Consider the following 12,896-nt stretch of genomic DNA (forward strand, 5'->3'; position numbering starts at 1 on the left):
GTCGTCTTGCTACAATTGGTATATAATTTAACTTAGAGAAAATAGGAGGACTAATCGAATGGAATTAAAAGATTTTACAGAAAAAGAACAGGAAATGATTAAGAAGGGGCTTACGACGTCTAAAATTAGTGACAAGGAAACTGCTGAGAAGATTCTTGCGCTAGTACCAAAAGACTTGATTAAGAGAATCCCATTTTTCGTCAGAAAACATGCTACGACACGTACGATCAAACGAATTTCTATTGAACACCCTGAGCTCTACGCAGCAGCTCAAACAAGTGGTGAAATTCCAGAAAAAGAACGCGAAGAATTGCAGCAAATTATCACGACTATCTTTGAACAAAAGATGAATAAGCATAGTATTAAGTAGAGAATGAAAAAATATTTTATTGGAGGTCTGGGAAGCAATTTCTATCATAGCAAGGATTTTTTTCAAGAACTAAATTCGCAGATTTATTTTCTAAATCCATATGAAAAGCATCTTCAAGATGAAACAGAGTTGAAATCATGGTTTAAAAATGAGATTGTAGAGGAAGAATCTATATGTCTGATAGGTCATTCTCTTGGAGGAGATTTGGCGCGTTATCTTGCATCGGAATTTTATGAAGTGACAAAACTGATTCTTTTGGATGGTGGCTATCTAGATTTAGATAAGATTTTACCTTTAGATACAGAGTTAGAGGAAACTAAAAACTATATTGAATCTCAAGTCGTTTCGGACTTAGATGTTCTTATTTCTAAAGAAAAATCTGAAGCAAAGCATTGGTCAGAAAATATGGAGAAAGCTGTAAGACAGTCCTATCACTGGAATGCGAGTATAATAGATATGAGTTGGCTATAAATTATGAAAATATAGAAGCGATCCTCCGCCTACGGAGGAAAATACAAGCTTTTAAGAGAGAAGTGGGAGATGCTTTGTTTATCAGTCCTCGCTATCCTAATGAAGCTACATGGAGAGAGGAAGCCTTAAAAGAATTGCCAGACTATTTTGATACTATTTTTCTAGAGAACGTTAGCCATGAAGTTTATACTGAAGCTCCCAAAGAAATCGCTAGTATGATTAATGAGTGGCTCGCTTATTCTCAATGAGCTACTTGTATTACTTGAAAAAAGCATGTTTTTGCCAATGCTAATAAACGAACTGCTTTATTCGTTTTGGTGAAATTTATACAATTAAATGGCTATCGTTTTTCTGTTACCATTAATCGTTAAGATACATTTAAAAGAACTAGTGGACTAGTTCTTTTTATATCCGTTTTCACACTATTAAACTTATACAAATCTATATAAAATATTATTTTTCCGAACAAAAATAGATATTTTTTCAAAAAAGTACTTTACAGAGTGTTGGAAGTATGATATAGTAATAAAGCTTAGAAAATGAGATGATGTTTTCTAGCAAATATAAACCCGAGTAAAAAATGCCTACGGACAGGCAGGGTTGAATGCCGAAGCGTGGTTGAAAAACCACATTATTGATAGGGTTAAAAGCCTACTTTTATAAGTTGATGTTAGGACACTTGTCCTAATTCATAAATTTTTAGTGTGGTGAAAGCACACGTCATCTTGTGAAACGATCAATAAAGTACGTAATATTTGCTACTAGAGAGTTTGGAAACATCGGGAACAGACATACTCAACAGAAACAAACATAAAAACGTCAGAAGATTGCAGAGCAGGTGAAAACCTGCTCTTTTTTCATGAGTCAACCTTTAGTCGTCTTCGTCTTCTTGAAGCGCTAAAAATATAGTAAAGGAGTATGTCTTGAAAGAGTTAGATCAAAACCAAGCCCCAATTTATGAGGCCTTGGTGAAGTTGCGCAAGAAAAGGATTGTTCCCTTTGATGTTCCAGGTCACAAGCGCGGACGGGGAAATCCAGAACTTGTCGAACTGTTAGGTGAAAAATGTGTTGGCATTGATGTCAATTCTATGAAACCCTTGGATAATCTTGGTCACCCCATTTCGATTATTCGTGATGCAGAGGAGCTGGCTACAGATGCTTTTGGGGCTAGCCATGCCTTTCTAATGATTGGTGGAACAACTTCATCGGTGCAGACTATGATTCTTTCCACCTGCAAGGCTGGAGATAAGATTATTTTGCCACGTAATGTCCATAAATCTGCTATCAATGCGCTGGTTCTATGTGGTGCTATTCCCATCTATATCGAGATGAGTGTGGATCCTAAGATTGGTATCGCTTTAGGTCTTGAAAATGACCGAGTAGCGCAGGCAATTAAGGAGCATCCAGATGCCAAGGCCATTTTGATTAACAATCCTACTTACTATGGAATTTGTTCAGACCTCAAGGGTTTAACGGAAATGGCTCATGAAGCTGGCATGCTAGTTTTAGTGGATGAAGCCCACGGAGCACACTTACATTTTACTGATAAACTTCCAATTTCTGCTATGGATGCAGGTGCTGATATGGCAGCAGTTTCCATGCATAAGTCTGGTGGGAGTTTGACACAAAGTTCGCTTCTTTTAATCGGGGAGCAGATGAATCCTGAATACGTTCGTCAGATTATAAACCTAACCCAGTCAACATCCGCCTCTTACTTGTTGATGGCTAGTTTGGATATTTCACGTCGCAACTTGGCTCTTCGTGGTAAAGAGTCGTTTGAGAAGGTCATTGAGTTATCAGAGTATGCTCGTCGTGAAATCAATGCTATCGGTGGCTACTATGCCTACTCAAAAGAGTTAATAGACGGAGTGTCCGTTTGCGATTTTGATGTGACCAAGCTGTCCGTTTATACTCAGGGTATTGGCTTAACAGGTATCGAGGTTTATGACCTCTTACGAGACGAATACGACATTCAGATTGAGTTTGGTGATATTGGCAATATCTTGGCCTATATTTCGATTGGTGACCGTATCCAAGACATTGAACGATTAGTTGGTGCTTTAGCAGATATCAAGAGACTCTATTCACGAGATGGGAAGGACTTGATAGCTGGAGAATATATTCAGCCCGAGTTGGTTTTATCTCCTCAGGAAGCCTTCTATTCAGAGAGAAAAAGTTTGTCTTTAGACGAATCTGTTGGACAAGTCTGTGGAGAATTTGTTATGTGTTACCCACCAGGAATCCCTATCTTGGCTCCTGGTGAACGCATTACACGAGAAATTGTCGATTATATCCAATTTGCCAAGGAACGTGGTTGTTCCCTCCAAGGGACGGAAGATCCTGAGGTCAATCACATCAACGTCATTAAGAGAAAGGAGAACTAGATGGATTTATGGTTTTCTGAAGTTCATACTCCAGATGTGAAATTGTCCCTGAGAACAGCCAAGCAACTCTACGCTGGTAAAAGTGAATGGCAGGATATCGAAGTCTTGGATACACCAGCTTTTGGAAAGATTTTGATTTTAAATGGGCACGTCTTGTTCTCAGATGCTGATGATTTTGTCTACAATGAAATGACCGTTCATGTTCCCATGGCTGTGCATCCCAATCCCAAGAAAGTTTTGGTTATTGGGGGTGGTGACGGTGGTGTTGCTCAAGTATTAACACTCTATCCTGAACTGGAGCAAATCGATATTGTGGAACCAGATGAGATGCTAGTTGAGGTTTGTCGTGAGTATTTCCCAGATTTTGCTTCAGGGCTAGATGATCCTCGTGTTACTATTTACTACCAAAATGGACTACGATTTTTGCGAAACTGTGAAGATGACTACGATATTATCATCAACGATGCGACAGATCCATTTGGACATACGGAAGGGCTCTTTACCAAGGAATTTTACGGCAACAGTTATAGAGCCTTGAAAGAAGACGGCATCATGATTTACCAGCATGGTAGTCCCTTCTTTGACGAAGATGAGTCAGCTTGTCGAAGCATGCACCGCAAGGTCAATCAAGCCTTTCCAATCAGTCGGGTCTATCAGGCCCACATCCCAACTAGCCCTGCTGGTTATTGGTTGTTTGGATTTGCATCGAAAAAATACCACCCTGTCAAGGATTTTGACAAGGAAGGCTGGAAAAAACGCCAGCTTTTCACAGAATATTACACTGCAAACTTACACGTGGGAGCCTTTATGTTGCCCAAGTATGTTGAGGACATTTTAGAAGAAGAGGAAGGAAAAAAATGAGTCGTTTACTAGTTATTGGATGTGGGGGAGTTGCCCAAGTTGCTATTTCAAAGATTTGTCAAGATAGCGAAACCTTTGCAGAGATTATGATTGCTAGCCGTACCAAGTCAAAATGTGATGACTTGAAGGCTAAACTGGAAGGCAAAACAAGTACAAAGATTGAGACAGCTGCTCTTGATGCTGACAAGGTAGAAGAAGTGATTGCCCTGATTGAAAGCTATAAACCAGAAGCTGTTTTGAACGTAGCTCTGCCTTATCAAGATTTAACCATTATGGATGCTTGTTTGGCAACAGGTGTTCACTATATCGATACAGCCAACTACGAAGCAGAGGATACAGAAGACCCTGAATGGCGTGCCATCTATGAGAAACGTTGTAAAGAACTTGGTTTTACAGCTTACTTTGACTACTCATGGCAATGGGCTTATCAGGAGAAATTCAAAGAGGCTGGCTTGACCGCTCTTCTTGGTTCTGGTTTTGACCCAGGTGTGACTAGTGTCTTTTCTGCTTACGCCCTCAAACACTATTTTGATGAAATCCATTATATCGACATTTTAGACTGTAATGGTGGTGACCACGGTTATCCATTTGCAACCAACTTTAACCCAGAAATTAATCTCCGTGAGGTTTCTGCTCCAGGTTCTTACTGGGAAGATGGAAAATGGGTCGAAGTTGAAGCCATGTCTATCAAGCGCGAGTACGATTTCCCTCAAGTTGGACAAAAAGACATGTATCTCCTTCACCATGAAGAAATCGAATCATTGGCCAAGAACATTCCAGGTGTTAAACGTATTCGCTTCTTTATGACCTTTGGTCAATCTTATCTAACGCATATGAAATGCTTGGAAAATGTTGGACTCCTTCGTACGGATACCATTAACTTCAATGGACAAGACATCGTTCCGATTCAATTTTTGAAAGCCTTGCTTCCAGATCCAGCAAGCCTTGGGCCACGCACTGTAGGTAAAACCAATATCGGATGTATCTTTACAGGTGTCAAAGATGGCGTTGAAAAGACCATCTACATCTACAATGTTTGTGACCATCAGGAATGTTACGCAGAAGTTGGTTCACAAGCAATTTCTTACACGACAGGCGTTCCAGCCATGATTGGGACAAAATTGGTTATGAACGGTACTTGGAAACAAGCTGGAGTGTATAACCTTGAAGAGTTGGATCCAGATCCATTCATGGAAGCTTTGAATGAGTATGGTTTGCCATGGGTTGTGGTTGAAAATCCACAAATGGTGGACTGATGAAGTTAGAACAAGTACCAACACCAGCCTATGTTATTGACCTAGCCAAATTAGAAGCCAATTGCCGTATTCTACATTATGTTCAAGAAGAAGCGGGCTGTAAGGTTTTACTTGCCCAGAAGGCTTATTCCCTCTACAAAACCTATCCTTTGATTAGCCAGTATTTATCAGGTACGACAGCCAGTGGACTTTATGAAGCTAAGCTAGCTAGAGAAGAATTTCCGGGAGAAGTCCATGTATTTGCGCCTGCTTTCAAGGATGCAGACTTGGAAGAATTGCTGGAGATAACGGACCATATCGTCTTTAACTCAGAGAGACAGTTGCGTAAACACGGTCCGCGTTGTCGAGATGCTGGTATCAGTGTTGGTTTGCGCCTCAACCCTCAGTGTTCAACTCAAGGTGACCACGCGCTCTATGACCCTTGTGCACCTGGTTCCCGTTTTGGAGTAACTTCAGACAAGATACCGAGTGATTTGCTGGAATTGGTAGACGGTCTTCATTTTCACACCCTTTGCGAGCAGGGAGCAGATGATTTACAGACAACTTTGAAAGCAGTAGAAGCGCAGTTTGGTCCTTACTTACATGAGGTCAAATGGCTCAATATGGGGGGCGGACACCACATCACAAGAGAAGGTTACGATGTGGATTTGCTGATTTCAGAAATCAAGCGTATCCGAGAAACTTACAATCTTGAAGTCTATATCGAGCCGGGTGAAGCCATTGCGCTCAATGCAGGTTATCTAGCAACTGAAGTATTGGATATTGTCGAAAACGGTATGGAAATCTTGGTTTTAGATGCCTCTGCGACCTGCCATATGCCTGATGTACTTGAGATGCCCTATCGTCCACCTTTGAGAAATGGCTTTGAGGCACAGGAAAAAGCCCATACCTATAGACTTTCTTCCAATACTTGTCTGACAGGCGATGTGATTGGTGATTATAGCTTTGAAAATCCAGTTCAAATCGGAGACAGACTTTATTTTGAAGATATGGCCATTTATTCTTTTGTCAAAAATAATACCTTTAATGGTATTGGATTGCCAAGTCTCTATCTCATGGACGAACAGGGTGACTGTAGCTTGGTCAAAGCCTTCGGCTATCAAGACTTTAAAGGGAGATTATCATGATAGAAACTCCGAAAAAAGCGGGCTATCGCATGGCAGCAGAGTACGAACCCCATCACGGAACCTTGATGATCTGGCCTACAAGACCAGGATCATGGCCTTTTCAAGGTAAAGCTGCTAAAAGAGCTTTCAGCCAGATTATTAAGACCATAGCAGAAGGAGAAAGAGTCTATCTTTTGGTGGACCAAGACTACTTAGCTGAAGCCCAAGACTACCTTGGAGATAGCGTTATTTATCTAGACATTCCCACCAATGATGCCTGGGCTCGTGATACAGGTCCGACCATTCTTGTCAATGATAAAGGCCAGAAATTAGCCATGGATTGGTCTTTCAATGCCTGGGGTGGTGCTGTTGATGGTCTTTATCAAGATTATGAAGATGATGACCAAGTAGCCAGTCGTTTTGCTGAGTCCTTGGAAATGCCTGTTTATGATGCCAAACCTTTTGTCCTAGAAGGCGGAGCGATACATAGCGATGGTCAAGGAACCATTATCGTAACTGAAAGTTGCCTTCTCAGTCTTGGTCGCAATCCTCATCTGACTAAAGAGGAAATTAAGAATACCTTATTAGAGAGCCTTGGCGCTGAAAAAGTTATTTGGCTTCCTTATGGTATTTATCAGGACGAAACCAATGAACACGTTGACAACGTTGCAGCCTTTGTTGGTCCTGCAGAACTTGTCTTGGCTTGGACAGACGACAAAAGCGATCCTCAGTATGCCATGTCAAAAGCAGATCTCGAACTATTAGAGCAAGAAACAGATGCAAAAGGTCGTCACTTCACCATTCATAAATTGCCTATCCCTGCAGTTCGACAAGTTGTGACAGAAGAAGATCTTCCTGGTTATTCCTACGAAGAAGGTGAAGAAGAACGCTACGCTGGTGAACGACTAGCAGCTTCCTACGTAAACTTTTATATCGCCAACAAGGCTGTCCTTGTTCCCCAATTTCAAGACGTAAATGACCAAGTAGCCTTAGATATCCTCAGTAAGTGTTTCCCAGACCGTAAAGTTGTCGGAATACCAGCCAGAGATATTCTTTTAGGTGGTGGCAATATCCACTGTATCACCCAACAAATCCCAGAATAGGAGAAAAAGATGAGAAATGTAAGAGTTGCAGCCATTCAGATGCAATGCGCTAAGGATGTGGCAACAAATATCCAAACCGCAGAACGTTTAGTACGTCAGGCTGCAGAACAAGGCGCACAAATTATTCTCTTGCCCGAGTTGTTTGAACGTCCCTATTTCTGTCAGGAACGTCAGTATGACTACTACCAGCATGCCCAGTCGGTGACAGACAATACAGCTATTCAGCATTTTAAGGTGATTGCTAAGGAACTACAAGTTGTTTTACCGATCAGTTTCTATGAAAAAGATGGCAATGTCTTGTATAATTCTATTGCAGTTATTGACGCTGATGGGGAAGTTCTAGGCGTTTACCGAAAGACCCACATACCAGATGATCATTATTATCAAGAAAAGTTCTATTTCACGCCTGGTAACACAGGTTTCAAGGTATGGGACACTCGTTATGCTAAGATTGGGATCGGTATTTGTTGGGATCAATGGTTCCCTGAAACAGCCCGCTGTCTCGCATTAAATGGGGCAGAATTGCTCTTTTATCCAACTGCTATTGGCTCTGAGCCTATCCTAGATACGGATAGTTGTGGCCATTGGCAACGTACCATGCAAGGCCACGCAGCAGCAAATATTGTCCCAGTTATTGCAGCCAATCGTTATGGATTAGAGGAAGTCACTCCAAGCGAGGAAAATGGTGGACAGAGTTCCAGTCTTGACTTCTACGGTTCATCTTTTATGACGGATGAAACAGGAGCTATTCTAGAGCAAGCTGAAAGACAAGAAGAAGCTGTTCTGTTAGCTACTTATGACCTAGACAAGGGAGCAAGCGAGCGCCTAAACTGGGGCTTGTTTCGAGATAGAAGACCAGAAATGTATCAACGAATTACGGACTAGTAGGGGAGAAATGAGAGATTTATTCTGCTAGACTCGTTTTCACTAGTAATTATAGGGATACTAGGTCATCTAGTAAGTGGATTTTATATTTTAACCCTCTAAGGCTTTCTCGCGCTTTTATGCGAGGAGCTTTTCTGTTTAAGCTTTATCAATAAAACATGCTATAATAGTTGCAGAAAGGTTGGTATTTATGGCTAGGATATTGGTCATTGAAGACAATAGTGACATTCAAGAGATTTTACGAACACTTCTTACTGAGGAGCATGAGGTGATTCAAGCCTTTTCAGGAACTGAAGGAATCATGCGTTTTGACCAAGGTAGGATTGAACTCGTTTTGCTAGATATCATGCTTCCTGGGAAAAATGGGGATCAGGTTTTAAAAGCCATCAGGGAACAAAGTCAAATTCCAGTCATTATGCTAACGGCTTTGAGCGATAAGAAGCTAATCAGTCAATACCTCTTAAAGGGTGCCAATGATTACATAGTCAAACCTTTTGATTTGGACGAAGTCTTTGCTAGAGTTACTGTTCAATTACGTCAAAGCGTAGAAAAACAGCCTATGGAAATAGAAAAAACTGAAAATCTGCCACAAAACTTGAAAAATATCCAGTTTTATGCCGAAAGTTTTGAAATCAAAAATAGTCAGGAAACGATTCGCCTTGCCAAGAAAGAATGCTTGATTCTCCAAACTCTCCTTAAATATCCAAAGAAAATTTTCACTAAGGAAGAACTTTATGAATTGGTCTGGGAGGATAGCTACCTACCTGGAGATAATACTCTCAATACGCATTTGAGTAATCTTCGTAAAAAATTAAACCAGCTTGACCCAAATCAAGAATATATTGAAACCATCTGGGGCGTTGGGGTAAGATTAAAAGGAGACAAGCAATGACCTACATGATAATTTTTGTCCTACTAGTACTCCTAATTATTTTATCGATTGCATTGATTCGCTACCATATAGCACTTAAAAACTTGAGTCAACAGATTGAAGACAAGATTCTCACGGGTAGTATGAAAAGAGTCGGAGTCAGCATTTTTTCCAAACATTTTTTACATCTCTACCAGCAAATTGAAAATCTATTTCAAGAAGTGGAACAATCTCGGTTGGTGATGAAAAGGGAAAAGCAGACTCTGGATATGGCCATCAGCAATATCGCCCATGATATTCGGACACCTTTGACTATCGCTTCAGGCTACACGCAACAATTGATGAAGTCTCCTGAAGACAAATCAGAAACCTTACAAAAAATAGCCCAGCATCTTGATTTAGTTTCCAAACGTTTGGAGGCTCTCCTAGAATATCGTCGTTTGATGGAAGGAGCTGTCAAACCGAAACTGGAAGAAGTGGAGCTTTCAACTTTTATCACCAAAAAGACTCTGGCTTATTATGATGTTTTTCAGGCGGCAAAAATCACGCTTGATTTTAAGGTTGAAGCTGGTCTGAAAATGAGGACTGATGAAGACTTACTGGATCGAATTTTACAAAATCTGCTTGGGAATGTCCTCAAACATGGCAAGGAAGAAGCACGTCTGTCCTTGAGAAAGGAAAAGGAACAGCTTGTCTTAGAGATTGCAAACCTTGTCAAACAGCCCATCAAAAAAATAGAAAATCTCAGCAACCGTTTTTATTCTGAAAATCTATCTGATACGGAAGAATCCTCTGGTTTAGGCCTTTATATCACTGAGGAATTATGCCATCTTCTTGGTGCAGAGATGAAACTAAGCACAGATGGGCAATGGTTGTCAGTTTGCATTTACTTTTAACAAAAAGAAACCTCCTCTGTAGCCTAGAGGAGGTCATTTTTTATAGACTTTTCTTTTTGAAAACTGTCAGTCCACTTAGATTAAAGATTACAATAACAGCTAAGCTAACTATAAGTGTATAGAAAATGGATTCACTATTAGCAGTCATAGCATAGAAAAATTGCAACGATAAATATGGTAAAATTTTGATATTTGGAAAAATGAGCATTGGCATAGAAAGTAAGATAGAGCTGACAAAATAACCAATAAATACCGCAATATAAGAATGACTAACATAGAGAATGAAGGAAACAATGGAAAGCCAAGCAAGGAGGCAAAGAAATTGAAGGAAAATGGTTACCAGTAGATTGCCAATAAAGCCATCAGGCATAGTTCCAAATCCATTTAAGATAGTTGCTGGAATAAAGGCAATTACAAGACAGATGATGACTTGTAAAAGTGCAATACAAGCCAATACAAAGGCTTTGGCTAGAAAAAACTCGGTACGAGAGACACCCACTGTTAAATTATTTTTATAGAGTTTACCGATTAAATCAACTCCAAGAACGAGACAAGCTAGAATGATGCAGAGAAAAACGAGGTTTGAACCTTGACTAGATGCGTTGATCAGGGCTTGTACACCATTCCAACCTTGGGTTGGAATTTCTGGTTCTTCTGTCTGGATTGCCATCAGATGACCCGTAGCTCCTATACTTGCTCCCATTAGCATGAGAGCAAAGAGAACGAATTCTGTAATCCAGAATCCTTTGGAACGGAAAAGACGGTAAAAGTCTGCTTGAATGGTATGTATCATGATTTTCCTCCTATTCGACCAATTGAGTGAAGTATTCTTCTAGGTTTTGACGGGCATAGTAAATCTCGTCAATAGCAACATCTGACAAGGTTAATTCTTTGAGAATCTGTTTGACATCTTGTTCCTGACCAAAGATGTGAATTTCGTTTTCAGGATTAACAACCTTGAACTGGAGCTGGATTTGTTCTTTTAATACTTGACAAGCTTTCTCTTGATCAGCTGTCTTAAGGACAATATAATCCTCACTTAGTGTTTCAAATTCCGCTTTGCTGATTTCACGGATAATCTTTCCTTGATCTAAAATACCAAAGCGATTAGCTACGAGGTAGAGTTCTGACAAGATATGGCTAGAGATGAGAATGGTGATCCCTTGTTCTTGATTGAGGCGTTGAATCATTAGTCGAAATTCTTTGATACCGATTGGGTCGAGACCATTGATAGGTTCATCTAAGATTAGGAAATCTGGTTTGGATAGGAGGGCAATGGCAATACCAAGTCTTTGTTTCATTCCAAGAGAGAAATCTCGAAAGACTTTTTTCCCTGTATCTGTCAAACCTACATAGTCCAGCGTTTCTCGAATAACTTGATCAGCATTTGGAATATGACGAATCATACAGTAATATTTCAGATTTTGATAGGCTGTTAAGTGATTATGGGCTACGGGTGATTCGATAACAGAACCTACTCGAGATAGAGCCTTGGTCCACTCATTTTCCGTTTGGCTAGAGAAGAGGGAAACAGTCCCTTTATCCGCAAATAGTAGTTGCGTAATGATTTTGATTAAGGTAGTCTTCCCAACTCCATTCTTCCCGATAAGTCCATAAATATCTCCCTCTCTTATCGTTAGACGAAGATCCTGAAGAATAGCTTGTTTGTCAAAGTTTTTGGACAATCCATGAATGTCGAGTACTGTTTTCATGATTCTCTCCTTTTGATTTATTTTGTTAACTTTAGTATAAAGCATAGAAATCAAAGAAAGCTCAAGCATTTCTAAAGAGTTTCTAAAGTTTTAGGAATTCTTAAATATCAAAACCCAGTTGATATGAACTGGGCTTCTTAATTATAAAATATATTTCTCAATGGCACGCGCAACGCCGTCTTCTTCGTTGCTTGCTGTAACGTCATCCGCAAGGGATTTGACATAATCGCTGGCATTTCCCATTGCAATCCCAAGTCCTGCAAACTGGAGCATTTCGATATCGTTATTAGCATCGCCCATGGCCATGATTTCTGAGGAATCAATCTTCAAAATATTTGCTAGTCGAGAAAGAGCAGTAGCCTTGGTCGTACCAAGTGGCATAGCTTCATAAATGACAGGCTGCGAACGAACTCCACTAAATAGTTGGCAGAGTTCCTCAGCAAAACACTGCTCAAAATCGTCTGTTTGTTCTTTTGTTCCTAAAAACATACCTTGGAACATACGATACTTACCACTAGTCGCTTCCTCAAGAGAAATTTCAGTCAGGTCCGAAAAGACCAGCTTGGCATCATTTTGAACAATTTCATTAGGCTTGCCACCGAGGACAAAATAATGCTCCTCATCAAAAAGAGTCAACTGAACATCACTTTTTTCAGCTAGGTCATAGAGGTACTCGATATCTGCTGGACTGAGTTCTTGCCAATCAACCAGACTCCAATCACTTGTCTGGTGGGTTGAGCAACCGTTATTGACAATAACGTATTCATTTTGCAAATCAAGACCAAGTTTCTTGTAGTAAGGAAGAACTCCGAAGAGAGGACGACCAGTACAGAGAACCAGTTTGACACCTTTTTCAATGGCTTGGTGAATGGCAGTAATGTGAGCTTGTGGGATTTCCTTGGCTTCATTTAGGAGGGTTCCGTCCATATCCAAGGCTAGTAGTTTAATCATAGGTCTTCCTTCTTTATCTTTTGGTATTAT

12 protein-coding genes and 2 pseudogenes are annotated in these 12,896 nt (G+C 40.3%); 11 read left to right on the forward strand and 3 right to left on the reverse strand.

All coding sequences use genetic code 11. The features are described 5' to 3' along the window. Positions 1-58: 58 nt before the first annotated feature. The 11 genes and pseudogenes from RN80_RS06425 (at position 59) to RN80_RS06470 (ending at position 10,203) form a co-directional block, all read left to right on the forward strand. Complete coding sequence (locus tag RN80_RS06425) at positions 59-370, forward strand: hypothetical protein (protein WP_060628325.1); 312 nt, start codon at positions 59-61, stop codon at positions 368-370. Positions 371-373: 3 nt separating this feature from the next. Next, positions 374-1,089, forward strand: a pseudogene (locus RN80_RS06430) (alpha/beta hydrolase). Between the two features lie 18 nt (positions 1,090-1,107). Continuing rightward, a pseudogene (locus RN80_RS09765) lies at positions 1,108-1,203 on the forward strand (type II toxin-antitoxin system death-on-curing family toxin); the annotation flags it as partial. 561 nt (positions 1,204-1,764) lie between these two features. Continuing rightward, positions 1,765-3,225: an aminotransferase class I/II-fold pyridoxal phosphate-dependent enzyme gene (locus RN80_RS06435; RefSeq protein ID WP_060628327.1), complete on the forward strand. Its 1,461-nt coding sequence runs from the start codon at positions 1,765-1,767 to the stop codon at positions 3,223-3,225. Further along, a complete protein-coding gene (gene speE, locus RN80_RS06440; RefSeq protein ID WP_000366729.1) occupies positions 3,226-4,086 on the forward strand; it encodes a polyamine aminopropyltransferase in 861 nt (286 codons plus the stop codon). Beyond that, positions 4,083-5,342 carry a saccharopine dehydrogenase family protein gene (locus RN80_RS06445; RefSeq protein ID WP_060628329.1) on the forward strand — a complete coding sequence of 420 codons (1,260 nt, stop codon included), beginning with the start codon at positions 4,083-4,085 and terminating at the stop codon, positions 5,340-5,342. Before speE ends, RN80_RS06445 begins: the two co-directional genes overlap by 4 nt. Further along, the gene (nspC, locus tag RN80_RS06450; RefSeq protein ID WP_060628331.1) at positions 5,342-6,469 is read left to right on the forward strand and encodes a carboxynorspermidine decarboxylase; all 1,128 of its coding nucleotides are present in this window, start codon (positions 5,342-5,344) and stop codon (positions 6,467-6,469) included. The genes RN80_RS06445 and nspC overlap by 1 nt, the downstream gene beginning before the upstream one ends. Then, positions 6,466-7,551, forward strand: a complete 1,086-nt coding sequence (gene aguA, locus RN80_RS06455; RefSeq protein ID WP_060628333.1) for an agmatine deiminase — start codon at positions 6,466-6,468, stop codon at positions 7,549-7,551. Before nspC ends, aguA begins: the two co-directional genes overlap by 4 nt. A 9-nt stretch (positions 7,552-7,560) precedes the next feature. Continuing rightward, positions 7,561-8,436, forward strand: a complete 876-nt coding sequence (gene aguB / locus RN80_RS06460) for an N-carbamoylputrescine amidase (RefSeq protein ID WP_060628335.1) — start codon at positions 7,561-7,563, stop codon at positions 8,434-8,436. A 190-nt stretch (positions 8,437-8,626) separates the two neighbouring features. Beyond that, on the forward strand, positions 8,627-9,328 hold the full coding sequence (locus RN80_RS06465) for a response regulator transcription factor (protein WP_060628337.1): 702 nt from the start codon (positions 8,627-8,629) through the stop codon (positions 9,326-9,328). Continuing rightward, positions 9,325-10,203, forward strand: coding sequence for a sensor histidine kinase (locus tag RN80_RS06470; protein ID WP_060628339.1), 879 nt, complete (start codon positions 9,325-9,327; stop codon positions 10,201-10,203). Before RN80_RS06465 ends, RN80_RS06470 begins: the two co-directional genes overlap by 4 nt. Positions 10,204-10,243: 40 nt before the next feature. Here RN80_RS06470 and RN80_RS06475 read toward each other — a convergent pair whose 3' ends face one another. The 3 genes from RN80_RS06475 to RN80_RS06485 form a co-directional block, all read right to left on the reverse strand. Continuing rightward, positions 10,244-10,996: an ABC transporter permease gene (locus tag RN80_RS06475; RefSeq protein ID WP_060628341.1), complete on the reverse strand. Its 753-nt coding sequence runs from the start codon at positions 10,994-10,996 to the stop codon at positions 10,244-10,246. A 10-nt stretch (positions 10,997-11,006) separates the two neighbouring features. After that, positions 11,007-11,915, reverse strand: coding sequence for an ATP-binding cassette domain-containing protein (locus RN80_RS06480; RefSeq protein ID WP_060628342.1), 909 nt, complete (start codon positions 11,913-11,915; stop codon positions 11,007-11,009). A gap of 141 nt (positions 11,916-12,056) precedes the next feature. Further along, positions 12,057-12,866 carry a Cof-type HAD-IIB family hydrolase gene (locus RN80_RS06485; protein WP_060628344.1) on the reverse strand — a complete coding sequence of 270 codons (810 nt, stop codon included), beginning with the start codon at positions 12,864-12,866 and terminating at the stop codon, positions 12,057-12,059. Positions 12,867-12,896: the final 30 nt, after the last annotated feature.

Origin of the sequence: Streptococcus mitis, from assembly GCF_001281025.1 — a bacterium.
Lineage (GTDB): Bacteria > Bacillota > Bacilli > Lactobacillales > Streptococcaceae > Streptococcus > Streptococcus mitis_AK.

Coding starts and splice junctions, on each gene's coding strand:
- RN80_RS06425 (WP_060628325.1), top strand. CDS start 59: ATGGAATTAAAAGATTTTACAGAAAAAGAACAGGAAATGATTAAGAAG.
- speE (WP_000366729.1), top strand. CDS start 3,226: ATGGATTTATGGTTTTCTGAAGTTCATACTCCAGATGTGAAATTGTCC.
- RN80_RS06445 (WP_060628329.1), top strand. CDS start 4,083: ATGAGTCGTTTACTAGTTATTGGATGTGGGGGAGTTGCCCAAGTTGCT.
- nspC (WP_060628331.1), top strand. CDS start 5,342: ATGAAGTTAGAACAAGTACCAACACCAGCCTATGTTATTGACCTAGCC.
- aguA (WP_060628333.1), top strand. CDS start 6,466: ATGATAGAAACTCCGAAAAAAGCGGGCTATCGCATGGCAGCAGAGTAC.
- aguB (WP_060628335.1), top strand. CDS start 7,561: ATGAGAAATGTAAGAGTTGCAGCCATTCAGATGCAATGCGCTAAGGAT.
- RN80_RS06465 (WP_060628337.1), top strand. CDS start 8,627: ATGGCTAGGATATTGGTCATTGAAGACAATAGTGACATTCAAGAGATT.
- RN80_RS06470 (WP_060628339.1), top strand. CDS start 9,325: ATGACCTACATGATAATTTTTGTCCTACTAGTACTCCTAATTATTTTA.
- RN80_RS06475 (WP_060628341.1), bottom strand. CDS start 10,996: ATGATACATACCATTCAAGCAGACTTTTACCGTCTTTTCCGTTCCAAA.
- RN80_RS06480 (WP_060628342.1), bottom strand. CDS start 11,915: ATGAAAACAGTACTCGACATTCATGGATTGTCCAAAAACTTTGACAAA.
- RN80_RS06485 (WP_060628344.1), bottom strand. CDS start 12,866: ATGATTAAACTACTAGCCTTGGATATGGACGGAACCCTCCTAAATGAA.